Annotated in this window: 25 protein-coding genes; 16 read left to right on the top strand and 9 right to left on the bottom strand. The window is 46.2% G+C overall.

The features are described from left to right. Positions 1–7: 7 nt before the first annotated feature. From ftsW to lpxC, 9 genes are all read left to right on the top strand, one after another. The gene (gene ftsW / locus FD971_RS00880; RefSeq protein ID WP_251368690.1) at positions 8–1,243 is read left to right on the top strand and encodes a putative lipid II flippase FtsW; all 1,236 of its coding nucleotides are present in this window, start codon (positions 8–10) and stop codon (positions 1,241–1,243) included. Then, positions 1,240–2,313, top strand: a complete 1,074-nt coding sequence (gene murG / locus FD971_RS00885) for an undecaprenyldiphospho-muramoylpentapeptide beta-N-acetylglucosaminyltransferase (RefSeq protein ID WP_215334241.1) — start codon at positions 1,240–1,242, stop codon at positions 2,311–2,313. The genes ftsW and murG overlap by 4 nt, the downstream gene beginning before the upstream one ends. After that, the gene (gene murC / locus FD971_RS00890) at positions 2,310–3,746 is read left to right on the top strand and encodes a UDP-N-acetylmuramate--L-alanine ligase (RefSeq protein ID WP_215334242.1); all 1,437 of its coding nucleotides are present in this window, start codon (positions 2,310–2,312) and stop codon (positions 3,744–3,746) included. Before murG ends, murC begins: the two co-directional genes overlap by 4 nt. Continuing rightward, positions 3,739–4,752, top strand: a complete 1,014-nt coding sequence (locus FD971_RS00895) for a D-alanine--D-alanine ligase (RefSeq protein WP_215334243.1) — start codon at positions 3,739–3,741, stop codon at positions 4,750–4,752. Before murC ends, FD971_RS00895 begins: the two co-directional genes overlap by 8 nt. After that, positions 4,749–5,615, top strand: a complete 867-nt coding sequence (locus tag FD971_RS00900) for a cell division protein FtsQ/DivIB (RefSeq protein ID WP_251368642.1) — start codon at positions 4,749–4,751, stop codon at positions 5,613–5,615. Before FD971_RS00895 ends, FD971_RS00900 begins: the two co-directional genes overlap by 4 nt. 9 nt (positions 5,616–5,624) lie before the next feature. Next, complete coding sequence (gene ftsA / locus FD971_RS00905; protein ID WP_215334244.1) at positions 5,625–6,854, top strand: cell division protein FtsA; 1,230 nt, start codon at positions 5,625–5,627, stop codon at positions 6,852–6,854. A 45-nt stretch (positions 6,855–6,899) separates the two neighbouring features. Continuing rightward, positions 6,900–8,240, top strand: coding sequence for a cell division protein FtsZ (ftsZ, locus tag FD971_RS00910; protein WP_215334245.1), 1,341 nt, complete (start codon positions 6,900–6,902; stop codon positions 8,238–8,240). 111 nt (positions 8,241–8,351) lie between these two features. Continuing rightward, positions 8,352–8,852: a peroxiredoxin gene (locus tag FD971_RS00915; RefSeq protein WP_215334246.1), complete on the top strand. Its 501-nt coding sequence runs from the start codon at positions 8,352–8,354 to the stop codon at positions 8,850–8,852. Positions 8,853–8,880: 28 nt separating this feature from the next. Next, positions 8,881–9,795: a UDP-3-O-acyl-N-acetylglucosamine deacetylase gene (lpxC, locus tag FD971_RS00920; protein ID WP_215334247.1), complete on the top strand. Its 915-nt coding sequence runs from the start codon at positions 8,881–8,883 to the stop codon at positions 9,793–9,795. A gap of 2 nt (positions 9,796–9,797) precedes the next feature. Here lpxC and FD971_RS00925 read toward each other — a convergent pair whose 3' ends face one another. Continuing rightward, entirely contained in the window at positions 9,798–10,331 is a 534-nt protein-coding gene (locus FD971_RS00925) for a hypothetical protein (protein ID WP_251368643.1), read from the bottom strand. A gap of 24 nt (positions 10,332–10,355) precedes the next feature. On the opposite strand from FD971_RS00925, the gene secA reads away from it, so the two are divergent. The 4 genes from secA to FD971_RS00945 all read left to right on the top strand — a co-directional run bounded on the left by secA (position 10,356) and on the right by FD971_RS00945 (position 15,729). Further along, a complete protein-coding gene (gene secA, locus FD971_RS00930) occupies positions 10,356–13,121 on the top strand; it encodes a preprotein translocase subunit SecA (protein WP_215334248.1) in 2,766 nt (921 codons plus the stop codon). A gap of 70 nt (positions 13,122–13,191) precedes the next feature. Then, the gene (argJ, locus tag FD971_RS00935; protein WP_215334249.1) at positions 13,192–14,427 is read left to right on the top strand and encodes a bifunctional glutamate N-acetyltransferase/amino-acid acetyltransferase ArgJ; all 1,236 of its coding nucleotides are present in this window, start codon (positions 13,192–13,194) and stop codon (positions 14,425–14,427) included. Between the two features lie 11 nt (positions 14,428–14,438). Continuing rightward, on the top strand, positions 14,439–15,299 hold the full coding sequence (locus FD971_RS00940; protein WP_215334250.1) for an ATP-binding protein: 861 nt from the start codon (positions 14,439–14,441) through the stop codon (positions 15,297–15,299). A 13-nt stretch (positions 15,300–15,312) separates the two neighbouring features. After that, entirely contained in the window at positions 15,313–15,729 is a 417-nt protein-coding gene (locus FD971_RS00945; RefSeq protein WP_215334251.1) for an NUDIX domain-containing protein, read from the top strand. Here the strand turns inward: FD971_RS00945 and zapD are convergent. Genes zapD through FD971_RS00975 form a run of 6 tightly spaced genes read right to left on the bottom strand, consistent with a single transcriptional unit; the run spans position 15,726 to position 21,051 of the window. Further along, positions 15,726–16,478 (bottom strand): cell division protein ZapD, encoded by a 753-nt coding sequence (zapD, locus tag FD971_RS00950; RefSeq protein WP_215334252.1) that lies wholly within the window; start codon positions 16,476–16,478, stop codon positions 15,726–15,728. The two genes, FD971_RS00945 and zapD, sit on opposite strands and share 4 nt — an antisense overlap. Before the next feature lie 35 nt (positions 16,479–16,513). Further along, positions 16,514–17,176: a dephospho-CoA kinase gene (gene coaE, locus FD971_RS00955; RefSeq protein ID WP_251368645.1), complete on the bottom strand. Its 663-nt coding sequence runs from the start codon at positions 17,174–17,176 to the stop codon at positions 16,514–16,516. Next, complete coding sequence (locus tag FD971_RS00960; RefSeq protein ID WP_215334253.1) at positions 17,131–17,631, bottom strand: A24 family peptidase; 501 nt, start codon at positions 17,629–17,631, stop codon at positions 17,131–17,133. Before FD971_RS00960 ends, coaE begins: the two co-directional genes overlap by 46 nt. Beyond that, positions 17,631–18,689 (bottom strand): type II secretion system F family protein, encoded by a 1,059-nt coding sequence (locus FD971_RS00965; RefSeq protein ID WP_215334254.1) that lies wholly within the window; start codon positions 18,687–18,689, stop codon positions 17,631–17,633. Before FD971_RS00965 ends, FD971_RS00960 begins: the two co-directional genes overlap by 1 nt. A gap of 5 nt (positions 18,690–18,694) precedes the next feature. Next, positions 18,695–19,765 (bottom strand): GspE/PulE family protein, encoded by a 1,071-nt coding sequence (locus tag FD971_RS00970; RefSeq protein ID WP_215334255.1) that lies wholly within the window; start codon positions 19,763–19,765, stop codon positions 18,695–18,697. Further along, positions 19,762–21,051 carry an HlyC/CorC family transporter gene (locus FD971_RS00975; protein ID WP_215334256.1) on the bottom strand — a complete coding sequence of 430 codons (1,290 nt, stop codon included), beginning with the start codon at positions 21,049–21,051 and terminating at the stop codon, positions 19,762–19,764. Before FD971_RS00975 ends, FD971_RS00970 begins: the two co-directional genes overlap by 4 nt. A gap of 117 nt (positions 21,052–21,168) precedes the next feature. Here FD971_RS00975 and FD971_RS00980 point away from each other — a divergent pair, with 117 nt between their 5' ends. Next, positions 21,169–21,663: a methylated-DNA--[protein]-cysteine S-methyltransferase gene (locus tag FD971_RS00980; RefSeq protein ID WP_215334257.1), complete on the top strand. Its 495-nt coding sequence runs from the start codon at positions 21,169–21,171 to the stop codon at positions 21,661–21,663. On the opposite strand, the gene FD971_RS00985 is transcribed toward FD971_RS00980, so the two are convergent. Then, positions 21,660–22,649, bottom strand: a complete 990-nt coding sequence (locus FD971_RS00985; protein ID WP_215334258.1) for a squalene/phytoene synthase family protein — start codon at positions 22,647–22,649, stop codon at positions 21,660–21,662. The genes FD971_RS00980 and FD971_RS00985 overlap by 4 nt on opposite strands. Positions 22,650–22,756: 107 nt before the next feature. On the opposite strand from FD971_RS00985, the gene FD971_RS00990 reads away from it, so the two are divergent. Continuing rightward, the gene (locus FD971_RS00990) at positions 22,757–24,172 is read left to right on the top strand and encodes a sodium:solute symporter family protein (RefSeq protein WP_215334259.1); all 1,416 of its coding nucleotides are present in this window, start codon (positions 22,757–22,759) and stop codon (positions 24,170–24,172) included. Between the two features lie 101 nt (positions 24,173–24,273). Further along, positions 24,274–25,293, top strand: a complete 1,020-nt coding sequence (locus FD971_RS00995; RefSeq protein ID WP_215334260.1) for a 2-dehydropantoate 2-reductase — start codon at positions 24,274–24,276, stop codon at positions 25,291–25,293. A gap of 121 nt (positions 25,294–25,414) precedes the next feature. On the opposite strand, the gene FD971_RS01000 is transcribed toward FD971_RS00995, so the two are convergent. After that, the gene (locus FD971_RS01000) at positions 25,415–26,182 is read right to left on the bottom strand and encodes a fumarylacetoacetate hydrolase family protein (protein ID WP_215334261.1); all 768 of its coding nucleotides are present in this window, start codon (positions 26,180–26,182) and stop codon (positions 25,415–25,417) included. Between the last annotated feature and the right edge of the window lie 41 nt (positions 26,183–26,223).

Here is a 26,223-nt window from a genome sequence, read left to right on the forward strand (position 1 = left end):
GAATCGTATGGCCCTTGGCCGCTTCTGGAATTTTTCCAGAGGCGGAATTGATAATTTCCGTAGCGGCTTGAGAGATGCGGTTTCTGGTGTTGAGCAAACTCGTTCGCGCATGATGGACTATGACCAGCTACTGGTATGGGCTGTATTGTCTCTGGCCTTAATTGGCTTGGTGATGGTTTACTCCGCCTCCATTACTTTGGCTGATGGCCCTAAGTATGCAAACTACAGCAGTAACTTCTTTTTAATCCGTCACTGCATTTCATTGGCTATTGCTATTGGGGTTGCTATTTGGGTATTTAAGATCCCCACCCATGTGTGGGATCGCTATTCACCAGTGATTTTTGGTTTCACGGTTCTGCTATTAATTGCCGTGCTCATCCCTGGTGTTGGAAAAGGGGTGAATGGCGCCAAGCGTTGGATTCCTTTGGGGCTCATGAATTTCCAGCCATCTGAATTAATGAAATTTGCAGCCGTGATTTTTGCCGCAAGTTACACAGTGCAGCGCCAAGAATATCTTCACTCCTTTGTTAAAGGCATGTTGCCAATGGGTATTGCAGTTGCATTGGTTGGCGGCTTATTGATGGCTGAGCCTGATATGGGTGCATTTGTTGTGGTTGCCTTAATTGCGTTCGGAATTTTGTTCTTGGGTGGTATTAACGCAAAGTTGTTTGGTGGTTTGATCCTGGTTGGTTTGTTGAGTGGCGCCACCATGATTGCGCTTTCACCATTCCGTCGTGGTCGCATGTTGGCGTTTATGGATCCATGGCAAGTTGATAACGCAGCCAATAAAGGTTATCAATTAACTCATTCACTTATGGCATTTGGTCGTGGCGAATGGTTTGGTTTGGGTCTGGGTGGCAGTGTTGAAAAATTACATTACTTACCAGAGGCGCATACCGATTTCATCATGGCGGTGATTGGTGAGGAGCTTGGCTTTGTTGGTGTGGTAGTGATGATCTTTTTGTTCTATTGGATCGTACGTCGCGCATTCTTGATTGGACGCACTGCATTGCAATTGGATCGCAGCTTTGCGGGTCTTGCCGCTAAAGGTGTGGCGATATGGATTGGTTGGCAGGCATTTATCAATATGGGCGTTAACTTGGGTTTGCTTCCTACTAAAGGTTTGACCCTTCCTTTAGTTAGCTATGGCGGCTCAGGAATTTTGATGAATGCAGTTGCAGTAGCAATGCTCCTGCGTATTGATTATGAGAACCGAATCTTGATGCGGGGTGGCAAGTTATGACCAAGCCATCTATTTTGATTATGGCCGGCGGCACTGGTGGACATATTTTCCCGGGCCTGGCGGTTGCTGAATATCTACGCATCTGTGGCTGGAAAGTTTTTTGGCTTGGCAATCAAAGCGGTATGGAATATCGCTTGGTAAAAGCTTGCGACTTTCCATTTGAAGCTGTTGAGTTTGGTGGCCTGCGTGGCAAAGGCATCAAAGCAAAATTGATGCTGCCATTCAACCTGGCAAGGGCGAGTTTTCAGAGTTTGAAAATCATGCGCCGCATTAAGCCAAATGTGGTTTTAGGTATGGGTGGATACATTACATTTCCCGGTGGCTTGATGACAAAGTTTTTGAAGAAGCCATTGGTTTTGCATGAAGCTAATTCTGTAGCAGGAAGTGCCAATCGCGCTTTAGCCAAGATTGCTATGCGTACCTTAACTGGTTTCCCAGATACGATGGCTCATGCTGAGTGGGTAGGAAACCCTATTCGTGAAGAGTTTGAAACCGTGGGCGTGCCAGCAAAACGATATGAGGCGCGTACTGGACCTTTATCGGTCTTAGTGGTTGGTGGCAGCTTAGGCGCGGCTGCTTTAAATGAAGTAATTCCAGCAGCCTTAGCACTGATGGATAAAGATGCACGTCCTCATGTGATTCACCAGGCAGGCGATAAACATCTCGTAGATTTACAGAAGCGTTATGCCGACTTGGGTGTGGCCGCCGATATCCGTCCTTTTATTGATGACATGCCAGCCGCCTATGCTCAAGCAGATCTCGTTATCTGCCGATCTGGCGCGATGACTATCTCAGAAATCGCAGCATGTGGTGTTGCATCCTGCTTAATTCCATTCCCATTTGCGATTGATGATCACCAAACTGCAAATGCGCGTTTTTTGTCGGCTGCAGATGCAGCCATTTTGCTCCCACAGCAAGATCTCAATCCCCAGGATCTCGCATCCATGATTCAAAACTTTAGCCGCCAAGATTTACAAGTAATGGCTGAGCGTGCCCATGCTTTAGCAAAGCCCCATGCAACTCAGCGTGTGGCTGAGGTATGTGCAGACTGTGCAGGAGTAGGTATATGAAACATATCGTTCAGCAAATTCATTTTGTTGGTATAGGCGGCGCAGGCATGAGCGGCATTGCCGAAGTACTGCTGAATCTGGGCTATCAGGTATCTGGGTCTGACTTGGCCGAAGGCGCTACAACTAAGCGTCTAAAAGATTTAGGCGCAGTCATTCATATTGGGCATGATCCTAAAAATATTGGTACTGCAGAGGCGGTAGTAATTTCTACTGCAGTTGCAGGAAACAACCCTGAAGTGCTGGCTGCTCGTGCAGCCAAAGTTCCCGTTATTCAGCGTGCTGTCATGCTCGGTGAACTCATGCGTTTGAAGCAGGGAATTGCTATTGCAGGTACACATGGCAAAACCACCACCACCAGTTTGGTCGCCTCAGTCTTAGCTGAAGGTGGCTTAGATCCTACCTTTGTGATTGGTGGAAAGTTAAATTCCGCAGGTGCTAATGCACGATTGGGCCAGGGCGACTTTATTGTGGTTGAGGCGGATGAGTCGGATGCCTCTTTCCTGCAATTATTTCCAGCGATGGAAGTGGTCACCAATATTGACGCTGATCATATGGATACCTATCAGCATGACATGGCAAGGTTGAAGCAAGCGTTTGTTCAGTTCATTCAGCGCATGCCTTTTTATGGTGTTGCAGTACTTTGTATAGACGATGCAAACGTTCGCGACATTATTCCATTTGTGTCACAACCGGTATTGCGCTACGGCTTATCTGATGATGCAGACATTCGAGCAAGTAATGTACGAGCTGAGGGTACTCGCATGCACTTTACAGTTGATCGTAAAACGGTACGTCGTCACGGCAATAAGCCTGGTCGACTTGAAGTGCAACTCAATTTACCGGGCTTGCATAACGTTCGCAATGCTCTAGCAGCAATTGGTATCGCTACTGAGCTTGGTGTGGGTGATGAAGCAATTGTTAAGGCTTTATCTGAATTTAGTGGTGTTGGGCGTCGCTTCCAAAGATATGGAGAGATTCCTTTGCTATCTGGTGGAAGCTTCACATTAATAGATGACTACGGTCACCACCCTGTTGAAATGGCGGCTACTTTATCTGCGGCCCGTGGCGCTTTTCCAGGTCGTCGCTTGGTACTGGCATTTCAGCCACATCGTTTTACAAGAACGCGTGACTGCTTTGGTGAATTTGTACAGGTACTCAAAAACTTTGATGCTCTCGTGTTAACCGAGGTCTATCCCGCTGGTGAAGCGAAGATTCCAGGCGCTGATGGTCAAAGTCTCATGAAAGCAGCACTTACTGCTGATAAAACTGCAAATGGTTCATTAGACTTCGCTTCCGTAGCTTTTGCACCTAGCGTTGCAGATATGCCAGAAAAACTCAGCGCTTTATTGCGTGATGGTGATGTCTTAATTACGATGGGTGCAGGCTCTATCTCTGGCTTGCCTCATGTATTGGCGGAGGCAAAACATGTCTAAGCAAAATCAACAATATCTTTCTTGGGGTGAGCGAGTGAAGCATGAGCTCGCCATTCTCGATGTTAAATCTCTTGGTCGGGTTGGTGTATTGCTTGGCGGTCGCTCTGGTGAGCGTGAGATTTCCTTGATGTCGGGTAATGGCGTCTTGGAAGCGCTGCTCTCTGTAGGGGTTGATGCACATCCATTTGATCCAGGGTTGCGTTGCCCAACTGAACTGGCAAGAGAAAACTTTGACCGTATCTTTATTTCCTTGCATGGACGCTACGGTGAAGATGGCACCATCCAAGGATTACTCGAACTTTTAGGGTTGCCTTATACCGGTAGCGGCGTATTAGCATCCGCACTGGCGATCGACAAAATTGCAACGAAGCTTGTTTGGCTCAGTAGCGGCCTTTCAACGCCAGAATTTCAGGAGTTGAAAGCGGATAGCGATTGGAATGCGGTGGTGAAGCACTTAGGTTTGCCATTGATTGTCAAGCCAGCGCATGAAGGCTCTTCACTTGGTCTGACTAAAGTGAAATCCGTCGATGAGTTGCCTGCAGCTTATAAGTTGGCTGCAGGGATGGATAAAAAGGTGATTGCCGAAACTTGTATTGTTGGTGACGAGTTGACCTGCCCATTGGTTGGATTTGGCGCCGATGCTGAGGCCTTGCCTGTGATCAAAATTATCCCGCCAGAGGCCAATTACGATTTCCACAACAAGTATTTCTCTGATGAGACTAAATACTTGTGCCCAACTGATTTAGCGCCAGAGGTAAACAAGGCTGTTCAAGATTTGGCGTTGGCCGCCTATCGTGCGCTTGGTTGCAAAACCTGGGGTCGCGCTGATGTGATGCTCGATCAAAAAACTGGCAAACCTTATCTCTTGGAGATGAATACATCTCCAGGCATGACTTCACATTCTTTAGTTCCAATGGCTGCCAAAGCAGCCGGTGTTGAATATGCTGAATTGGTTCTCTGGGTCATTAGCCAAACCTTGAATACCAAAGGGTCTACGCAAGTATGAGTCGGATGAGCGCCTTCTTAAATGGCTTCGGTGAAGTATTTGCTTCACTGGCATCTCCGCTTTGGAATTATCCAGAGCGGATGCAAAAGCTGAGCCGTTTCTTGATGCGCTGTTTTGCAGTCATGGTTTGCGTTGGAATATTTGTGTGGTTAAGTCAGCGCCCAGTCTTCGCCTTGCGCCAAGTTGTCATTGAGCCAGTAGCTGGGCAAACACTCAAACATATTAATAAACCCGTAGTGAAGCAACAAGTCTTAGAGACGGTAAAGGGTAACTTTTTCAGCGTCAGGCTGGAGGATGTGAAACGTGGGTTTGAGTCAATGCCCTGGGTTCGTCATGCAAATGTTCGCAGAGTCTGGCCTAACGGATTGATTGTGAGTATTGAAGAGCAAAAGCCCTTTGGTACTTGGGGTGGGGTTGATAGTCACACCTTAATGAATACCCATGGTGAGCTGTTTGCTGGTCGTGTTTCTGATGTGGGCGATGGTATTCAGTTGGTTGACTTCACCGGTCCAGAAGATGCAAGTAAAGAAGTGATGCGCCTGTATGAGAGAGCAAACGCATGGTTTAAGCCTTGGAGTGCCGAAGTGAAAAGTCTCACTCTCTCTGAGCGTTATGCCTGGCACGTGAAGTTATCCAATGGCATGAAGGTGGAGTTCGGTAGGGATGAAGAGAACTCCGACAAAACATTAACTGAAGATCGCGTAGCGCGTCTCTTTAAATATTGGCCAGAGGTTCAAGAGAAGTGGGCAAATCGGGTAGATGCAATTGATCTGCGGTATGCAAATGGTTTTGCAGTGCATCTCGCTTCGGTAAGTTTGAAAAAGAATGAAGTAGACGGTAAAAAAAGTGAGCAGAAGCAATGAGGAATGAGAATGAGTAAAGACAACCGCGATTTATTGGTCGGATTGGATATTGGAACCTCCAAGGTGGTTGCTTTGGTCGCCGAACTAGGTGTTGATGGCCAATTCAATGTTGTTGGTGTTGGCCAAACTGCATCCAAAGGTTTGAAAAAAGGTGTCGTTGTCAATATTGAGGCAACAGTCCAGTCTATTCAAAAGGCGCTTGAAGAGGCTGAGGTGATGGCTGATCGCCAGATCGTTCAGGTCTTTACTGGTATCGCTGGAAATCACATTGTGAGCTTTAACTCCAGCGGTATGGTGGCTATTCGCGATAAAGAGGTCAGCGCTGGCGATGTTGAGCGTGTTTTAGAGACTGCTAAAGCAATCAATATTCCAACGGATCAGCAAATCCTTCACATTCTTGTTCAAGAATTCATTATTGATGGGCAAGAAGATGTGCGTGAGCCAATTGGCATGAGCGGTTTACGCCTAGAAGTGAAAGTACATATTGTTACTGGCGCCGTGAGTGCTGCGCAAAATATTGTGAAATGTGTACGTCGCTGTGGCTTGGAGGTAAATGATCTCATCTTGCAGCCGCTTGCATCTAGCTTAGCCGTATTAACTGAAGATGAAAAAGAATTAGGCGTTGTTTTGGTGGATATTGGTGGCGGTACGACCGATATTGCTATTTATTGTCAGGGCTCAATTCGACATACTGCAGTGATTCCAATTGCAGGCGATCAAATTACCAATGACATAGCAATGGCGTTGCGCACACCGACTATTGATGCGGAAGATCTCAAAATTCAATACGGTATTGCTCGCCAAGATATGGCTGATCCGACCACCATGATTGATGTCCCGGGTGTTGGTGATCGTGAGCCACGACCAATGTCAAAACAAGCCTTAGCTGCAGTAATCGAACCCCGAGTTGAAGAATTATTCACTTTGGTGCGAGGGGTGGTTCGCGATTCTGGCTATGAAGATATGGTTTCTTCAGGAATCGTACTGACCGGTGGAACTGCATTAATGCCAGGCATGGTTGAGCTTGCTGAACAAGTGTTCTTGCGCCCAGCGCGCATTGGTACACCCGAGTACCGCGGCCATCTGCATGAAGTTTTGCGTAGCCCACGTTTTGCTACCAGCATCGGTTTATTAATGGAAGGCCAAGCGCAGTTGTTGCGTGGCCGTCGAGTATCTCAGTCAGGCGCGTTGCAGAGTGTGATCTCGCGCATGAAGGAATGGTTCGCAGGAAATTTTTAAGTTTTTCGTCGTCGTCAATGTAGTACTTATTACCTAGGAGGGTATATGGAATTTGAAATGTTAGATCAAGAAACAGCCGGCAAAACCATTATTAAAGTGGTTGGAGTTGGTGGTGCAGGTGGTAATGCAGTTCAGCACATGATTCGTCGCGGTGTTAATGGCGTAGAGTTTATTTGCATGAACACCGATGCTGGCGCTTTACAGCGTTCTGAGGCATCTGTGAATTTGCAACTGGGCTCTAGCGGACTCGGTGCTGGTGCAAAACCTGAAATTGGAGCGGCTTCTGCTGAGGAGGCCCGTGCTCGCATTGCAGACACATTGCAAGGTGCACATATGGTATTCATTACTGCCGGCATGGGTGGTGGTACAGGTACTGGCGCAGCTCCAATCGTTGCTCAAGTTGCTAAAGAGATGGGTATTTTGACGGTTGGTGTTATCAGCAAGCCATTTGATTTTGAGGGCGTCAAGCGTCTTAAAGTTGCAGAGAATGGGGCAGCCGAATTAGAAGCATATGTTGATTCATTAATCGTTGTTCTTAATGAAAAACTCTTTGAAGTGATGGGTGAAGATGCTGAGTTTGATAAGGCATTCGCATGTGCTGATGATGTATTGCATAACGCTGTTTCAGGTATTGCAGAAATCATTAACGTTCAAGGCTTGATCAACGTCGACTTTGAAGACGTGAAAACAGTGATGGGCGAACAGGGCAAGGCAATGATGGGAACTGCAACAGTTTCTGGCATGGACCGTGCACGCTTGGCTGCTGAAGCTGCCGTTGCTTCACCATTGCTCGAAGGTGTTGATTTATCCGGTGCGCGTGGTGTATTGGTGAATATCACTGCTAGCCGTTCACTGAAGTTGTCCGAGACTCGTGAAGTTATGGCAGCAATTCGTGGCTACGCTGCAGATGATGCAACAGTGATCTTCGGTACCGTTTATGACGAGAGCTTAGGTGATGCCTTGCGCGTGACTGTGGTTGCTACGGGTTTGAATAATCCACAAGCACGTCAACATCATCAACCAGAGGTGGTTTGGAGACAAGCCACTGGTACACACGATGCAATGCCAACAATGGCTGACTTAAACAGCTTTGCTCCAGCAAGTGCTTCAGCAGCAATGAGCAAGGTAAGTCTTGATTCAGCTTTGGGCACTAGCGCTGGTTTGGCAATGACGGGTGCGGGTAGTACGCCTTCGATCGCCGCTCAGCCAGCCACTAGCGGTGTTGACTACAGTCAATACGATTTGCCACGTGTATTCCGTAGTTCGCGTGAAGCTGCACCAGCCCCTACTTTAGGTGCTGATAGCTCACCACAGGCAAAATCCATGTTGGATAAAGGGGCTGATTATTATGAAATCCCAGCTTTTTTACGTAAGCAAGCAGATTAATTAACTGCTTAATACAATAGGTAATGCAGAATGCCAGCGCGGCGCCCCTCCGGACGACGAATCCCGCGCTTGCGTTGGCATGCTAAATAACAATTACTTATTGGAGATGTCATGATTGCTGTCGGACAAAAATTACCTAACGCTACTCTTTATGAGTTTTTAGATGAAGCTAGCGAAGGTTGCGCTATCGGGCCAAATGCATTTGAAGTCGAGAAATTGACTGCTGGAAAAAAAGTCGTGATCTTTGCATTACCTGGTGCATTTACGCCAACCTGTTCTGCGAAGCATGTTCCTAGCTATGTTGAGCACTTTGATGCAATCAAAGCAAAAGGTGTTGATGAAATTTGGTGTATCTCAGTAAATGACCCATTTGTGATGGGCGCCTGGGGCCGCGATCAAAAAGTAGGTAAAAAGATTCGCATGTTGGGTGATGGCAGCGCTGAATTTACTAAGAAACTCGGTTTGGAGTTGGATTTGACTGCCCGTGGTTTAGGCGTTCGTTCAGATCGCTATGCCATGATTGTTGAGGATGGTGTTGTGACATGCCTGGATCGTGAAGCTCCTGGTAAATTTGAAGTGAGCGACGCTGCTTCAATTTTGAAAAAGCTTTAAGAAATTATTCCTGAACTTAGATAAAACTATGATGAAGCAACGCACGATCGCCACTCCGATTAAAACTGTGGGGATTGGCTTGCATTCTGGGCGCAAGGTGACCTTGTCTATTAAGCCTGCGCCAGTTAATTCAGGAATCCTATTTGTACGTGTAGATACCCCAGAGCAATCGGTTGTACCGGCTACTGCTCTGGCGGTTTGCGACACACGCTTAGCCTCAGTAATTCAAAAAGATGGAGTTCGTGTTTCCACTGTGGAGCATCTACTTTCAGCCTGTGCAGGTCTAGGGCTTGATAATTTATTGATTGAACTTGATGGCGAAGAAGTTCCGATCATGGATGGCAGTGCAGCTTCATTCTTATTTCTGATGGAATCAGCTGGTATTGCTGAGCAAGAGGCTTCAAGACAGTTTGTGGTGATTAAAAAACCCGTAGAAGTGAAAGAGGGCGATAAGCTTGCTCGCTTAGAACCTTTCTTTGGGTATAAGTTAGATTTCACAATCGACTTTAAGCATCCTGCAGTAGATAAGACTGGTCAGCGCTTTGTAGTTGATTTTGCGGAACATGCTTACCGAAGCGAGATTGGTCGTGCGCGCACTTTTGGCTTTGCTCATGAAGTTGAGGCATTGCGAGAAATGGGATTGGCACGCGGCGGCAGTTTAGATAACGCGATCGTGCTTGATGAGCATCGCATCCTCAATAACGAAGAGTTACGTTATGAAGATGAGTTTGTTCGCCATAAAATTTTGGATGCTATTGGCGATCTGTATTTAGTCGGACACCCTATTGTGGGCTCTTACGTAGCTGAAAAATCAGGACACGCCTTAAATAACGCGCTCTTGCGTAAGCTGTTGGAAGACCCTAGTTCCTACGAAATTAGCAGCTTCCTTGAAAGCAAGGCTCCCGCAGCCTATTCCAAAGAGAGCCAACCCCTCTTTTTCTAGGTTTATTTAGGTTTACTTTGAAGTAGGCGCTCAACCGCCTTGCGTAGATCAGAATCTGGCGCCAATTTCTCTAATAAGGATTCCCAGGAAGCTCTTGCCACAGCATTAAAGCCTTTTGGCTTTTGGCTAGCCTGCTGTCCCACGCGAGGTTTAATTTCCCAGCTCGGTGGTGCTGGTTTGAGGCGCACCTTAATACTTGCACAGACCACCCCTTTTTTATCTAACTCATTGATTAAACTAGGTAAAACCTGTTGAAGGCGGGTGGCGATACTGGCGCCATTCACTAATAAAAACAGCTCGTTCTGTCCGCCGGAGCGCCAGCCAGCCTCAATTTTGGGTGCTAAGTTATCCAAATCTAGCTCAAAAAGAGCTGCTTTGAGGGCAATTTTAAGTTTGGCAAGATCTTCTGTTTTAGCCAAAATACCGCCTAAGCCCTCTGAGTCCCGCAAATACTCCAACCACTCATGGGCGGCTTTCGTGCGGACAGGTTTAGGGGGGAAGTTCATATAAAAAGAGGGTGCGGGTGATAAACTCAAGGTCTTAATTTACTTCAATATCCCATGGTAATCGGTCTTCTTAAAACCCTGGTCGGCAGTCGTAACGACCGCCTCTTAAAACAGTATCGCAAAGTGGTTGCCAAAGTTAGTGCTTTAGAGCCTAGCCTGCAAGCTTTGGATGATGCCGCACTGCAAGCTAAAACTGCTGAGTTCAAGTCACGTTTAGCTGCGGGTGAGTCATTAGATGATATTGCTCCAGAAGCTTTTGCGGTGGTTCGTGAAGCGAGCACGCGGGTAATGAAGATGCGTCATTTTGATGCGCAGATGATGGGTGGCCTGGCACTGCATCAAGGCAAGATTGCTGAAATGGGAACGGGCGAAGGTAAAACCTTAACCGCTACGCTTCCTGTGTATTTGAATGCCTTAACCGGTAAGGGCGTTCACGTCATTACAGTAAATGATTACTTGGCTCAGCGAGATGCTGAGTGGATGTCAACACTCTATAACTTCTTAGGCATGAAGGTTGGCGTCAATCTATCTCAGATGGACCACACTACCAAACAAGAAGCTTATGCAGCTGATATCACTTACGGTACTAATAATGAGTTTGGTTTTGACTACCTCCGTGACAACATGGTGCAAGACTTGGGTCAACGTGTACAGCGTGGACTAGCTTATGCAATTGTTGACGAGGTCGACTCCATTCTGATTGATGAGGCTCGTACTCCGTTGATCATTTCTGGTCAGGCTGAAGATCACACTGATTTATATATCAAGATCAATGCATTGCCTGCTTACTTAGAGCGTCAAATCGGTGAAGAAAAAGCAGACGGCACTGGCGTTGAAAGGCCGGGTGATTATTGGGTAGATGAGAAGTCCCAGCAAGTCTATTTAACAGAGCGCGGTCACGATAAAGCTGAGACGGCTTTAGTTGAGCTTGGTGCCTTGAATGATGGCGACTCTTTGTATGCCCCGCAAAATATTACTTTGATGCACCACGTGTATGCAGCATTGCGTGCGCACACTCTGTACAACCGTGATCAACAATATGTTGTTCAAAACGGTGAAGTCATTATTGTTGATGAGTTCACAGGACGCTTAATGCAGGGTCGTCGCTGGTCTGATGGCTTACATCAAGCGGTTGAAGCCAAAGAAGGCGTGCAGATTCAGAATGAGAATCAGACCCTAGCTACGATTACCTTCCAGAACTACTTCCGTATGTACGGCAAGTTGGCTGGTATGACTGGTACTGCTGATACTGAAGCGTATGAGTTCAAGGAAATTTATAACCTTGAAACGGTAGTCATTCCTCCAAATCGCATCAGCCAAAGAAAAGATCGTCAAGATCAGATCTACAAGACATCGCGTGAGCGGTACGATGCAGTCATTAAAGACATTGAGGATTGCTATCAGCGTGGCCAACCTGTATTGGTTGGTACAACCTCGATTGAGAACTCAGAATTAATTGCAGGCTTGCTCGACAAGCGTCAGTTGCCACATCAAGTTTTGAACGCAAAACAGCATGCTCGCGAAGCAGAGATTATTGCTCAAGCTGGTAGACCTAAGATGATCACCATTGCCACCAATATGGCTGGTCGTGGAACGGATATCGTCTTGGGTGGCAATGTTGGTAAACAATCTTCCTTAATTGAAGCGGATGCTGGCCTATCGGATGCAGACAAGGCAAGCAAGATTAAGACTTTGCAAGATGAGTGGCAAAGCCTGCATGATCAAGTATTGGCTGCAGGTGGTTTACATATCATTGGTACAGAGCGTCATGAGAGTCGCCGTATTGATAATCAGCTGCGTGGTCGCGCTGGTCGTCAGGGTGATTCTGGTTCTTCACGTTTTTATCTTTCCTTGGATGATTCACTCTTGCGTATTTTTGCTGGTGATCGTCTGCGCGCAGTAATGGATCGTCTCAAGATGCCTGATGGCGAGCCGATTGAGGCTGGCATGGTGACTCGTTCAATTGAGTCTGCTCAGCGTAAGGTTGAAGGTCGTAACTTTGATATTCGTAAGCAATTGTTGGAATATGACGACGTTGCTAACGATCAGCGTAAAGAAACTTATCGCCTCAGAAATGAAGTTCTTGAAAGCGCCGATGTTGGTGAGTTGATTGCCAATTTGCGGGAGGATGTATTACGTGGCATTTGTGCCTTGTACGTTCCCCTAGAGTCCATGGAAGAGCAGTGGGACTTAGTTGGCCTTGAGAATGTGTTGGCTAGCGATTGGGGTTTAACCGTTGATCTAAAAAATTGGGTTGAAAATGCTGAGTCTATGGACGACGAGCAAATCGTTGATCACGTTCTAGAGGCAGCAAAAGAAACCTATGATGCAAAAGTAGAGCTTTCTGGACGCACATCTTTTGCTGGATTTGAGCGCTCTGTTTTGCTTTATAGCTTAGATACGCATTGGCGTGAACATTTAGCTGCTTTGGATCATTTGCGTCAAGGTATCCATTTGCGTGGCTATGCTCAGAAAGATCCAAAACAAGAATATCGTCGCGAAGCATTTGAGCTCTATGGTGAGTTACTTAACGTCATCAAGAATGATGTTGTAAAAAGCATCATGACAGTCCAGATTCGTAGTGCAAGCGAGTTGGATGAAGCATCTGAGTCGATGAATGAAGATTTAGCTAAACTGTCCGATGTGCAGTATCAGCACGCCGATGCCGATCTTGAGGTAGCTGGTTCAACTGGCGATCGTGGCGCAGCAATTGAAATTACTCCTGCTCCTATGCGCGCTGGCCCTAAGGTCGGCCGCAATGATCCTTGTACTTGCGGTAGTGGTAAGAAGTACAAGAACTGCTGCGGCGCATTAAGTTAAATTAACTGGGATTTAAAAAGAGCTGCCGCACTCGGCAGCTCCGCAATGCCTCATCTACAATTGTCAGATCATGACAGTTAACCTACCACTCCCCCAAAAAGACCAACTTAAGCCTGTTAAAGGTTTTCAGATGGGCATCGCTGAAGCTGGAATCAAGAAAGCTAATCGCAAAGACTTATTGGTGATGACCTTAGCGCCTGGCTCCCAGGTTGCTGGTGTCTTTACCTTAAATCGTTTCTGCGCTGCACCGGTTCAGATATGCCGTGAGCATTTAGCTCTGGATGGATCTAAGGGTGAGATTCGCGCTTTGGTAGTCAACACCGGAAATGCCAATGCCGGAACTGGCGAGCGCGGCATGAAAGATGCCTTATCCACTTGCGCCGAATTAGCAAAAGAATTGAAGCTCAATCCAGAACAAATTCTGCCGTTTTCAACCGGCGTGATTCTTGAGCCGCTGCCAATTGATAAGTTGATTTCCGCTTTACCTAAAGCAGTGGCTAATTTAGGTGAAGACCATTGGTTCGATGCTGCAGAAGCCATCATGACAACGGATACGCAGCCTAAGGCTACATCTACCACTGTGGATACTCCGTCTGGACCTGTAACGATCACGGGTATCTGCAAGGGCGCAGGCATGATTCATCCAAATATGGCAACTATGTTGGGATTCATTGCCACTGATGCTGGGTTTGCTCCAGGCTTGTTAAATACATTAACTCGTGAGATTGCTGATCTTTCATTTAACGCTATTACGATTGATGGCGATACCTCGACGAATGATTCATTCATCATCATGGCGACTGGCCAGTCAGCGGTACGGATTCAATCAACTAGTGATGCTAGTTATAACTTAGTTCGATCCGCATTAATTGATCTCGCCCGTGAGCTTGCCCAAATGATTGTGAGGGATGGCGAGGGGGCAACTAAATTTATTACGATTGATGTGCAAGGTGGCAAGACTGAAGAGGAGTGTCGCTTGGTTGCAGAGGCAATCGCTCACTCACCTTTGGTAAAAACCGCTTTCTTTGCGAGTGACCCCAACCTAGGCCGCATCTTGGCTGCAATTGGCTATGCAGGTATTCATGATCTTGATGTTAACCAAGTGCAAATGTGGCTTGGAGATGTGTGGGTTGCTAAGAATGGTGGCCGTAATCCTGATTACCAAGAAGCTGACGGTCAAAGAGTAATGCAGGCCCCGGAAATTACTGTCAAGATTGATTTGGGTCGCGGATCAGCACGGCAGACGATGTGGACTTGCGATCTATCGCATGACTACGTTTCCATTAATGCTGATTACCGCTCATAGGAATTTGTTACATGAATGAAAAATTGGAGCAACTCCTCAGTCATCTCGAAACGTTTTTGCCTAAAGCCTTGACGGAAGAGCAGTGGAAATCATCAACCGCTTTTAGATGGCGTCGTCGCGATAGTATTTTCGGGAGTATTGGATTTTTGCAGCCAGTTAAACATGTTGCAGATATTAGTTTTGAAGATCTCAAAAATATTGATCGTCAGCGTGATGCGATTCGTGACAATACAAAGAACTTCATCCAAAAAAAGCCGGCCAATAATATTTTATTAACGGGCGCTCGTGGCACGGGTAAGTCATCACTCATTAAAGCTAGCCTGCATGAGTTTGCTAGCCAAGGCTTGCGTTTGGTTGAGGTAGAAAAAGAGCACTTAGCGGACTTAGCTGATATCACGGATTTATTGGCTGATCGCCCAGAGCGTTTTATCGTTTTTTGTGATGACCTCTCATTCGAGGATGGGGAGTCTGGCTATAAAGCAATGAAGTCCGCTTTAGATGGCTCTGTATCTGCTCAAGTCGACAATATTTTGATTTACGCTACCTCCAATCGACGTCACCTCTTGCCTGAATACATGAAGGACAACGAAGGCTATGTCCATGGTGATGATGGAGAAATTCATCCGGGTGAAGTGGTTGAAGAAAAGATTTCTCTCTCTGAGCGTTTTGGCCTATGGCTATCTTTCTATCCACCAAAGCAAGATGAGTATCTAGAAATTGTTGCTCACTGGCTAGGTCATTTTGGTTTGAGCGATGCACAGATTCAGGGTGCACGAGCTGAAGCGTTGGTTTGGGCTCTGGAGCGCGGCTCACGCTCTGGCCGCGTAGCTTGGCAGTTTGCTAAGCACTGGGCTGGCTCCCATTCTGCTTAATCATTGACGACTCATGAATGACGCTAATCGCCCTGTGACGGAGGTCGCTGCTGGGATTCTATTGGATGCAGAAGGCCGCTATCTTCTGGGCCAGCGCCCTGAAGGTAAGCCGTATGCAGGTTACTGGGAAGTGCCTGGTGGAAAAATTGAAAGTGGTGAGTCTGTATTTGCAGCGCTGAAGCGTGAATTACAAGAAGAGCTTGGGATTGATATTGAGTCTAGCGAAGAGTTGGTCGTTTTAGAGCATGACTACCCACATGCCTACGTCCGCTTGCATGTCAGCATCATTCGAAAATGGAGTGGGATACCAAAGGGATGTGAGGGTCAGGCGCTATCTTGGCAAATGCTTGGTAATGCACTACCAACGGTGGAGCCTTTATTACCAGCTGCGTGGCCTATGCTGGAAAAGCTGAAACTACTAAAAGCTTAAAGCTGACAGAGTGTGAGTCTGAATGGGACATTCTCATTCATGATCTGCGGTTTTTTATCCTGATCAATTTTCATAAAACGAATTGACAGCAAATATTTATTAGCGCTGATTTCGGAGAAGAGGGTGTCATCCTCTACGGCGATACGCATCAATTGATAGACTTTGCCAGATGGCGCCTGTTGATAGGAGCCTTGATATGCCACAACATCTTTAGCTTCTCCAGATTGACGCAGCAATCTTAAGAAAATTTGGCAAGCTTCATGCCATGGCAGAAGTGGCCCTACATATTTTTCTAGTAATTCTCTGCGCTGAGTTGAGGGTGTATTTTTCCAAGCATGGTAGCTCGGCAAATCAATTGGACTAGTTCCACCAGGAATATTTAATCGAGTCCGAATAGCGTTGAGCCATTCACTCTCAGTAATGGCAGCATTCGGCTTAGCCATCGACTGATTGATATTCTTAGCGGCTTTGTCAATTTCAGATAGTGTTTGTGACAATGCTTCTTGGTCTACCTTTTGGGATGTCTTTAAACCATTCAAGGCATATTTTTGACGTTCAAATTCTTTGAGTAGGAGGGATTTGATATCACCTCGAGAACCTATGTCACCCAAGTCAAATAACATTGCAACTGCATTGTGGTGAAGCTCGGGATCATCCGATCGGAGGAAGTGATTGAAGCGGGCGAACAAATACTCCAGCCGAAGCATGCTTCGAACTAATTCATTGAAGGGGTATTCGTAGACAATCACAAGCCTATATTCTATGACGAACTCAGGAGCTCTTCCTAAATTTTGAGCAATTGTTGGTGCAGTTTTGAGGCTGCTGATTTGAGCTCATCCAGCTTGCCCTCATTTTCAATTACAGAATTAGCTGCGGCTAGACGGGTATTTCGGCTGGTTTGTGCCTTGAGGATATTTTCGACCTCAACGCGGGTCATATTGTTGCGGTGCATCACTCTTTGGATCTGGCTCTCTTCTGGGCAATCAATCACTACGAGGTAATCAATCACCTTTACCCAAGATCCAGATTCGATGAGCAGTGGGACTACAAAAACAAGGTAGGGCACTCCAGACTTAGCCAGCTTCATGGCCTGTTTAACGGTTTCCTGCTGGATTAATGGATGAGTAATCTGCTCCAAAAGCTCGCGGGCTTTGATGTCTTCAAAGACTAGGGTTCGCATTTTGGAGCGAATAAGTGCGCCTTGGCTATCAATAAAGTCATCCCCAAATGCTTTCGCAATCATCGGAATGGCTTCTCCACCAGGGGCGGTAATTTGATGAGAAATCAGGTCTGTATCAATGACTCCAGCGCCCAGCTCCCCTAGCAAGTTGCTAACTGCCGTTTTGCCAGACCCAATGCCACCAGTTAAGCCAATTAAAGGGATTTTCCCCTTGAGGGCTTTTAAATCAGCTTGGGCAGGATCAAGATTGGAATGAGTTGAGGCCATAACAACTCAATGATGCCAGCAATAGCTAAAAAGGGGCCAAAAGGGAAAGCTTGTTGGAGTTGATGGCCGCGCCATTTAAGCCAGATGATGCCACCGATTATTCCTGTGGCAGAAGCTATTAGGAGAATGCTAGGTAGCGTGCCCCAACCTAACCAAGCGCCGAGTGCTGCCAGGAGCTTTGCATCCCCCATACCGATGCCATTGCGGTTTTTTAGAAGACGGTAGCTGGCATTTAAGGCCCACAGCGATGAATACCCTAGGAGTACGCCGATGATTGCAGAGCCTGGGGTGGTGAGGCGCAGGTCTGAGGCTGCGTTAAAAGCAAGACCCAAAAAAATCAATGGGAATGTAATGGCATTCGGTAGGCGAAGGGTGCGCCAATCGACATAGGCCAAGTAAAGCAAGATCAGTATCAGCAGACCTTTAACTATCCAGATGTTTGCCGAAGCTTCCACTAAACGATTTGTCCTAAATTGAAGATGGGTAAATATAGGATTATGACTAAGCTGCCAATAATGGCGCCAACCAAAAGAATGAGTGCGGGCTCTAAACTTTGACTGAGTGCATTGAGTTGACTGCTCAATTGTGCTCCTAGTGCAGTAGCGCGCTTATTGAGCATTTCTGCTAATGCGCCACTTTCAGCGCCGATATGAAGCAATAGCAATGTCTCCACATCAAGCAGTCGTGATTTAGGATCTGCTCGCTTGAGTGACTCACCCAAAGGCCAGCCACGAGTAAGGTGTTTAAATATTTCAGCACTAAAGTCATGACTCACCCAGTGATTCGAGGATTGTGCAGCCACTCTCAGTGCATCTGGGAGGGGCAGTCCCGTTTCTAGCAAGTGCCCTAAGGTTCGACACCAATGCGTCAGAGTTGCTAGTCTGAATAAATTTCCAAAAAATGGCATACGGAGCAAAAGGGCATCATAGTATTTCTGGAGTGAGCTAGATTTAATCCATGTGTATGCAAAGCTGGTGACAATCATCAGTGCGCTCAATAAAATTTCCACAGCGAAATTCTGGATACCTGTGGAGGTGGCAATCAAGATCTTCGTTGGTGCTGGTAGCTCTGCTTGAAAGTGCCCAAAGACATCTTTAAATACAGGTACAACCCAAATCATCATTACTAGCACCAGTAGAAAAGAAGTTACTAAAGTAATGATGGGATAAGTTAACGACTGCTGTACTTTTCTCTGTAGCTCAATCTGCTCCTCCAGTTGATGTGAAATGGTGCGTAGCGCCAAACTAAGATCGCCTGTTCTCTCGCTAACTCTGATGAGGTTAGAAAACTCTGGGGAAAATTTTCCGTCTTGTGAACTTAAGCAAAAAGAAAAGCTATTGCCTTTTTGAAGAAGGGCACGAATATCTAATAACCAAGTTTGCCAAGGTTTGGGTGCCGACTGAATCAATAGTTGAATGGCATTCAGCAGGGGAAGTCCAGCTTGCTGAAGGGCGAGCATCTGCTGCGCAAAGTGAAGTTGCTCAGACTTGCTAAGTGCTTTTTTGAAAAACATATAGGCTAATGCCAAGTGCCAAGCTCAGACTCTAGAGATATCTGATCTATTAAGCCAGTTTTCAGTAATCGTATTGCTGCTGAGTGGATACCTAGGGCTTGAGCTGATTCAAATAAATGTTTGCTTCCCAAAACTTCATGTACTCCAATGCGACCAAAATAGCCCGATCCTTTACAAAGATCACAGGGCGCCTTTTGTGGAATTGCATTGCATTGCTTGCAGCGCTTTCGAATTAATCTTTGAGAGCTGACACAGCGAAGACAGGATTCAATTGATTCTTGATCGATACCGAGGCTTTTGAGTCTTGTTAAAGCGCCCATGGCATTGCGCGTATGCAGCGTGCTTAAAACTAAATGACCTGTTTGGGCCGCCTGGATGGCAAGCTGCGCACTTTCTGTGTCACGTATTTCACCAATCATGATGACGTCCGGATCCTGGCGAAGAAGAGCGCGAATAATTGTCGCAAAGTCTAACCCTGCTTTTGGGTGATAAGCGATTTGATTGACTCCGGGAAGTCGGATTTCAATGGGATCTTCGACGGAGCAAATATTGCGCTGAACTTGATTCAGTGCGCTCAAGTAGCTATACAAGGTTCGAGTCTTACCGGATCCGGTTGGCCCCGTTACTAGAATCAATCCATTAGTTTGAGCAATGGCCGCTTGAACTGTTTGGAGTTGTTCCGGTAGCAAGCCAATCTGATCTAAGTCTAGTTCATCGAGGCGACTTGGCAAGATACGAATAACCGCTTTTTCACCATGCAAGGTCGGCAGAATAGATACGCGGCAATCAATGTTGGGTCGGCTAAAGTCATAGCCGATCACAAGTCGTCCATCTTGAGGCAAACGCTTTTCTGCAATATCCAGGCGCGCCAGTATTTTGATGCGCGTAATGAGTCTCTCATGTAGATCAATGGGGAATTGATTTTGTAATTCGAGCCGACCATCTATTCTTGTACGCACTACGGTTTCTTGAGTTCTGGCCTCAATATGAATATCCGTAGCCCGAGTGTTTAGTGCATTAACTGCAATATCATGCCAGGCCCGAATAATGTGAGAGTCATGCAGTAGTTCACTCAATCTAAATTGGGTTGAGTGAGGGGTCGATAAAGCTTCACTGTTTTTACACCCTGCTCATCAAATTGAACAATCTCCATCACTACGCCAGCAATGCGAATGCTGACATCATAGTCGGGGATCGCTTCAAGCTTTTCTAGGATGAGACCATTTAAGGTGCGGGGTCCATCAAGCGGAAGATCGAGATTCAATAATCGATTTAAATCGCGCAATGATGCAGTACCACTCGCAAGATAGGTGCCATCAGCAAGCCAATGAGGATCATTGGAAAGATTGGAGAATGAGGTGGTGAACTCACCAATCAGTTCTTCAACGATATCTTCAAAGGTCACAAGGCCAAGTACTTCGCCATATTCATTTACAACTAGGCTTAGCCGTTGTTGGTTGTCCTGAAAAAATTGCATTTGCTGCAGAACGGGCGTCCCACTCGGAATGAAATAGGGCTCATTTAACAGGCACCTGAAGTCTTCGTGATTTAGCTCTGCATTACCCAGCAGAGACAATGCTTTTTTAACAGACAGAATGCCAACAATACGCTCGGAGTCGCCATCGCATACTGGCAATTTGTTGTGATAGCAGGTTTCTAATTGCTCAACTACCTCATCAATAGGGCGAGCAAGATCTAATATCTCAATCTTGGAGCGAGGCGTCATCACATCATCCACCAAAATATTTTCAAGATTGAAGAGGTTGAGCAAAATATTTCGATGATGAGCAGAAACAAAGCGATTCGATTCTAAAACTAAGCTACGCAATTCTTCCTTACTCATTACTCTGTTATCGGTTGACGCTTGTAATCCTAAGACCTTCATTAATCCTGACACAAAACTATTAATGAACCAGAGCAGCGGCTTGAGAATGAATGTAAGGGGAAGAATGAACCAGCCAACATTGCTGGCAATCTTTTCAGGAAAAGCAGCGCCGATTACTTTCGGGGTAATTTCACTAAAGATGATGATGAGTAGTGCAACAACTAAAGTGGCAATCGACAATACCAGACCGCTATCGCCAAAAATATGCAAAGCAATGCCGGTTACTAAGATTGGGAGGATGGTATTAATGAGGTTGTTGGAAATCAACAGCACTGAAAGCAGAGAATCAATACGCTTTAATAGTCTTTCAGCAAGAGCGGCGCCAGCATTTCCGCCGTTAGCCATTGCACGCAAGCGATGGCGATTGGAGGAAAGCATACTGGTTTCGGCCATCGAAAAGACGCCGGATAGTGCGAGTAGGAAAATAACTAATGCGACTTGACCAATAAAGGGCCAATCATCAAAAAAAGTGTCCATCAGTAATGCCTGTAAAGAATAAGGAACAACCAATATAGCAAAGTGCCATTTGACTAGCTATAGCCATTTCGGAATCCTGCACGAATTAGTCCCTCAATATGTGTCAGAATCCTCAGCATGCCCACCCCGACATCAACCGAGTATTGCGTGATACCCGCCCCATTTGGGTGTCTGGGTGTGCAAACTGAGTTGGTAGACGGTAGTTTGATGATTTCAAAAGTCGATTACCTGCCCCCTAAAACTACATTGCACCCTCCTAGGAATGAATTGGCCAAGGCTTTTTCAATACAGTGCATTCAATATTTCAAGGATGCATCATCAGTGTTTGATGTTCCCCTCAAACCTGCGGGAACGGCGCATCAGCAAAAAGTTTGGAATGCGACCCTAGCTATTGGCGTTGGGGAGACGAGCACCTATGGTGAGATTGCTAAGAAGATTAAAAGTGGGCCCCGCGCAGTCGGAACGGCTTGCGGTGCTAACCCCTATCCCTTGGTGACACCTTGCCACAGAGTGGTTTCCGCCCAAGGCCTTGGGGGTTTTATGAAAGAAGATGCTCCAGGTTTTTATCGCCAGATCAAAATTTGGCTCTTAAAGCATGAGGGTGTGCTCTAAGGTTTCTTTGCAGATAGTTTTCTGAGTTGGCTAGATGCTGCGAAAAAGAATGCTTTCATTAAGAAGGCATTGCCGGCTGCAATCTTTGTAAAGGTATAAAAACTCCAAACTGCATTTCTAGAAAGTTTTACCTCGGACTTATTGCTAAATTCTTTTCTGGTGGCAATTTTTTCAAGTGTCATGACTGCAAGCCCGAAGGCTAGAAAGCAGAAGCGCCTCATACCCACTTCATTTTGTGGAATTAAGAGAATGTAGCTCATGGAGTCTTGCAGCTTTTCGTAGGCAATTCTGAGTAGCTCAGATTGACTCATTGATGCAGGCTTCCAAGAAACACCACGTGCACGGTCTTCTGGGGAGTCTTTCAGAATATTAGTCATTTGCAGAGCTTGGCCAAAGGCGACGGCCAGTTGTTCGTGCCCTTGAATCTGTTTTGCAAAGCTAATCGAGTAATTGCTAAAAATACTTGTCAGAAGCTCTCCCACTACTCCGGCTACTACATAGCAATACTCCTCAAATTCTGCGAGATCTTTTAGTCCTTCTTGCGTTTGTCTTCCATGGAAATGGGACATGCCATCCGACATGATCGAAACACAGCGGCTAATGGCTGCCCGATCCTTATCAGGAAAGGTATGCAGAATACGAAGAACAGTGGGTGTATGCGCAATTAAATCGAGCTCATCGACATTGGAGTAGTCCTTCAGCGCCTTTAGGCAGGGGCTTACAAAAGCCTCTACCGAAATATTTCCTAGAACCGCTTCTAAAAAGAGCTTAGATAGACCTTGCTTCTCGATTGGGCTGAGTTCGGCAGCATCTTCAATCGTGTCAACAATCCGACACAGTAAGTAGGTGTTACCAACCACCGCCTCAATAGCGGGAGGCAGGAGGGGGATAGTGAGTGCAAAGGTGCGCGATACGGAACCCAAAATCGCCTTTTGATAGGCCAGATCGCTATTGGGGTTCTCTTTAGGGTATGGGGCGGAATTCACCTATGAATTATGTCAGACCGTATGCCCAAATTTAGCTCTGATTGATTAAATGTCATAAGTAACAAGGTCATATAATTTGAGCAAATTCCTGAAGGAGAAATTGGGCGATGTTGATTTGGTTTGTCATCATCTATTGGGTGGTATCTGTAGGTATTGGGCTCTGGGCTGCGCTACGGGTCAAAAATACTGCTGACTTTGCTGCAGCAGGTCACAGCCTCCCTTTGCCGATTGTTACTGCTACGGTATTTGCTACCTGGTTTGGTTCTGAAACCGTATTGGGTATCCCAGCCACCTTTTTGAAGGAAGGGCTTGGGGGTATTGTTTCTGATCCTTTCGGTTCCTCCATGTGCTTGATCTTGGTTGGACTCTTTTTTGCGCGCCACCTCTACAACCGCCGCATGCTCACGATTGGGGATTTCTTTAGAGAAAAGTATGGCCGCACCGTTGAGGTATTGGTCACGCTCTGTATTGTGGTCTCCTACTTGGGTTGGGTGGCTGCGCAGATTAAAGCCCTTGGCCTTGTCTTTAACGTTGTTTCAGAAGGTAGCATTACCCAAACTGGCGGCATGCTCATTGGTGCGGGTAGTGTTCTCATTTATACGCTCTTTGGTGGTATGTGGTCAGTTGCAATTACTGACTTTATTCAGATGATCATTATTGTGGTGGGCATGCTGTACATCGGAGGTGAGATGACAGCTCAAACTGGTGGCATTGGTGTTGTCTTGGAGCATGCCGCCGCCGCTGGGCAGTTCTCTAACTTCTGGCCTGATATGAATCTGGCTTCTATCCTCGGCTTTACGGCTGCCTTGTGCACCATGATGCTGGGCTCTATTCCGCAGCAAGACGTATTTCAGCGGATCACCTCCTCCAAGAACGTCAACATTGCGGTGCAAGCTGCTTTGCTTGGTGGGGTGCTGTATTTCATATTCGCATTTGTACCGCTATATCTGGCCTATTCAGCAACCATCATTAGCCCAGATTTAGTGAAGCAGTATCTATATACCGATCCGCAAATGATTTTGCCAAAACTGATTTTGAATCATGCTCCGCTGATCGCGCAGGTGATGTTTTTTGGTGCCTTGCTATCAGCCATCAAGAGTTGCGCAAGCGCTACTTTGCTGGCACCCTCGGTGACCTTCGCTGAAAATATTGTGAGAGGTTTTTTTAAACACCTATCCGACCAAGACTTGCTGAAAGTAATGCGCATCACAGTGCTCTGTTTTGCAGTCGTAGTCACCTTCTTTGCTATTAACTCGAATTTATCGATTTTTAAGATGGTTGAGAACGCCTATAAAGTGACTTTGGTCGCTGCTTTTGTACCACTGGCTTTCGGGGTGTATTGGTCTAGAGCCAATTCTTTAGGTGGATTGTTATCAGTGGTTTGCGGCCTTACTGTGTGGATTAGTTGCGAAGTTCTTGCCCCTGAAGCTATTCTCCCCCCTCAGTTGGCTGGGTTATTTGCCAGTATTGCGGGCATGCTTTTAGGCGGATTGGTGCCTAGGGCTAGATTGATTGCGAGTTGAACAAAATTGCTTAAATATGAGGCATATTATTTTGTTGCACTGCAAAATATTCACCTCTAAAATGACATTAATTCAAAATTTCTTATCTTTATGGAGTTCTTATGAAAATCTGTGTGATCGGTGGAGGGGGCGCAATTGGCGGTTACCTTGCTGTCATGTTGGCGCGAGCTGGCAATGATGTCACGGTTGTTGCGCGTGGCACTACATTAGCTGCGATCAAAGAACGCGGACTGGCATTGATTATGGATGACCAGCCTGAGCCTTTGGTTGCCCAGGTAAAAGCAGTTGAAAAAATTCGAGATGCAGAAACGCCAGACGTAGTGATTTTGGCGGTGAAGGCGCATCAGGTTGAGCCGATCATTGAAGATCTTGCTGCCATCATGGGCCCAGAAACTATATTGATTCCGATGCAGAATGGAATTCCATGGTGGTACTTCCAGAAGTTGGGTGGTGACTATCAAGACCATTCAGTTGAAACAGTGGACGCTGGTGGTGTTGCGAAGAATGCAATTAATCCAAACAACATTATTGGTTGCGTGGTGTATCCAGCCACCTTTACCCAAGCCCCTGGCGTAATTCGTCACGTTGAGGGAAATCGTTTTCCATTGGGTGAGCTAGATGGCAAGCAGACCGATCGTATTCAGAAGATGTCTGAAATGATGTCAGCCGCTGGATTTAAATCACCAATCCTGGAGGATATTCGCTCTGAAATTTGGTTGAAGTTGTGGGGCAATATGACTTTCAATCCAATCAGCTCGTTGACTCATGGCACATTGGAAGGCATTTGCCAGTATCCGCTTACCAAAGAGTTGGCTCGCAACATGATGGCTGAAGCACAAACTATTGCTGAGAAGTTGGGTGTGACTTTCCGTGTCGATATTGAGCGTCGTATTGCTGGTGCCGAAAAAGTGGGCAAACACAAAACATCGATGTTGCAAGACTTGGAAGCGGGCCGTAGCTTAGAGATCGATGCTTTATTAGGCTCTGTGATTGAGCTTGGCAAGATTACCGAAACACCAACACCTTGCCTCAATACGGTCTTTGCATTAACTAAGTACCTTGATGAAAATGTTCAAGCATCTAAAGGAAGCTTGGCATTACCTTCAGTTTCTGGTTACTAAGAATCTATAGAAATATTGAGATTCAATAGTTAAAGTAATTCAGTATTAAAAAACCCTCACCACTAATCATGGTGAGGGTTTTTGTTTTCAGTCTAAGCTTTAGATCGGAAAATAAGATGACTTATTCAAAACGATTATCTAAGCGTCCAACGCCATCAATGATGATGCTGACAGTGCTGCCGGGTTTCATAGAGCCAACGCCCACGGAAGTTCCGCAAGCAATAATGTCGCCAGCTTGTAGTGGAACATCTTGAGATATCAGGCTGATCAATTTTGCTGGCGGGAAAATCATGTCAACAACGGGATAGTTCTGACGCTCTTGATCATTCAGAATGGTTTTAATTGTTAACTTGCTTGGGTCTACATCAGTGGTGATGTAGGGGCCAAAGACGCCAAAGGTATTAAAACTCTTAGAGCGTGTCCATTGCGCGTATCCAGGATCGCGATTCAAAATCTCAATTGCAGTGACATCATTAATGCAGGTGTAGCCAAAAATTGCAGCAGCTGCTTGTGATTCATCAACTTCATGACATGGTTTGCCAATGACAATGCCGAGTTCGCCTTCATAAACGACTTTTCCAGAGTATGACTTTGGCGTGCGAATCACTTGATTGGCGGCCAAGAAAGAGTTATTGCCTTTCAGAAAATATAAGGGCTCTGCCGGTACGGCATGCTCAAGCTTAGTCACCAGTGCATGAAAGTTGTCGACCATGGCAACCATTTTCGATGGGGTGCATGGGATATCGATGGTGACATTAGACAGCATTAATGACTCTCCAGTAGCCTGGGGATTATTAAATAGATCGCCGGTATACACGGCAATTTGATCGCCCTGTATTTGTCCTAAGCCGGATTTGCCTTGATGTTGAAATCTGAGCCATTGCGCCATAATGAATTCTCCTGATAGTTAATATTTAATAAGCAATATCT

Source organism: Polynucleobacter sp. AP-Ainpum-60-G11 (genome assembly GCF_018688375.1).
In the GTDB taxonomy this organism is placed as follows: domain Bacteria; phylum Pseudomonadota; class Gammaproteobacteria; order Burkholderiales; family Burkholderiaceae; genus Polynucleobacter.